The organism is Nocardioides aequoreus (assembly GCF_000720335.1).
Classification (GTDB): Bacteria; Actinomycetota; Actinomycetes; order Propionibacteriales; family Nocardioidaceae; genus Marmoricola; species Marmoricola aequoreus.
On sequence record NZ_JOJN01000029.1, the window covers coordinates 1 to 1,129 of the forward strand.

Genomic DNA, 1,129 nt, shown 5'->3' on the forward strand with positions numbered 1-1,129 from the left:
TGTGATGTCCAGCCAGGTTGTTCAACCTGCTGATGGGTGCGGCCTTCCCGATGGCTGAGTGGGGCCGGTGGTGGTTGTACTGGTGGATCCATGCTGGCAGAGCAGCGAGTCGGGCTGCTTCGGAGTTGTAGAACTTCTTGAACGCCCAGCCCTCGACCAGGGTGCGGTGGAACCGCTCGATCTTGCCGTTGGTCTGGGGCCGGTAGGGCCGGGTCCGCTTGGCGGTGATGCCCAGCTCGGCGCAGGTGTCGCGCCACAGGTAGGAGCGGTAGGCGCCACCGTTGTCGGAGAGCACCCGCTGGACGGTGACACCGCGTTCGGCGAACCAGGCCACCGCGTTGCAGAGCACCAGCGCGGCGGTTTCCTTGGTCTCGTCGTGGTGGGCCTCGACGTAGGCGACCCGGGAGTGGTCATCGATCACGGTGTGCAGGTAGCAGGTCCCCACCAGCGGCTGGCGGTACTTGCTCTTGGGTGCACCGGTTCGCAGCACCGTCGCGGTGCGGTTCTTGCCGCCTTGCTGTCGTCCCACGTAGCGCCAGCCACCACCATCAGGGACCCGGCCCAGCTTCTTGACGTCGACGTGGATCAAGTCGCCCGGGCGCGGGTGTTCATAACGGCGGATCGGCTCACCGGTGGCGCGGTCGAGGTGGGTGAGCCGGTTGAGCCGGCACCGCACCAACACCGCGTGCACCGTGGAGGCCGGCACCCCGAGCCGGTCACCGATCTCGACCGGGCCCAGGCGCTGCTTCCAGCGCAGGTGCACGATCTTGCGCACCACCGGGGTCGGGGTGCGGTGCGGCTGGTGCCGCGGCGCTGAGGAGCGGTCGATCATGCCCGCCTCTCCCTCGGCGTCGTAGCGGTCGGCCCACTTCTTCGCGGTGCGCCACGAGACGTCGTAGCGCTCCGCCGCGCGAGCGACCTTCCAATCCTCATCGACGATGAGCCTGGCCAGCTTGAGCCGGGCACGAGGGGTCAAAGCTGCGTTGGTGTGGGTAGCGTGGGACACGAAGACCTCCTGGTCGTGAAGCGGTTTCTCAACAGCTCCACTTCACATCGGGAGGTCTTCACCCGTCTACAGCCCTCAGATCGTCACGTCACACGAACTCGACCAACGTGCCTGGGCATCACA

At 67.0% G+C, this 1,129-nt stretch carries 1 protein-coding gene; it reads right to left on the reverse strand.

The window, feature by feature from the left end:
• Window positions 1-1,006, reverse strand: a 1,006-nt coding sequence (locus IG63_RS0120185) for an IS481 family transposase (RefSeq protein ID WP_036196363.1), incomplete at its 3' end; no start/stop codon positions are given.
• Between the last annotated feature and the right edge of the window lie 123 nt (window positions 1,007-1,129).